Annotated in this window: 1 tRNA gene; it reads left to right on the top strand. The window is 49.1% G+C overall.

The annotated features are described in order from the left end of the window. The first annotated feature begins 28 nt into the window (after positions 1-28). Positions 29-104, top strand: a tRNA-Ala gene (locus tag AC3CB2_RS23500). The last annotated feature ends 167 nt before the right edge of the window (positions 105-271 follow it).

Here is a 271-nt window from a genome sequence, read left to right as displayed (position 1 = left end):
TCCTCGACCCACCATTCCTTTTGGTAATGGGGCCTTAGCTCAGCTGGGAGAGCGCCTGATTTGCATTCAGGAGGTCAGGAGTTCGATCCTCCTAGGCTCCACCAATTCCTTCCGTAGCTTGATATCATATGAGAGTATTCGTTTTGCGAGCTTCGTTCTGAAGTTTGCTTGTTCTGTGACATTTTGAAGAGAAGACATGATTGGCCGCTTGCCGCGCCAGTTCCTTATGGAATTGCGGTAGGTGACAGCTAGCCAGTTAAGACACTTTCGT

It is taken from the genome of Pseudovibrio sp. SCP20 (assembly GCF_057774105.1).
The sequence above is the reverse complement of the archived record's forward strand: the minus strand, read 5'-3'. Positions and strand labels throughout refer to the sequence as shown.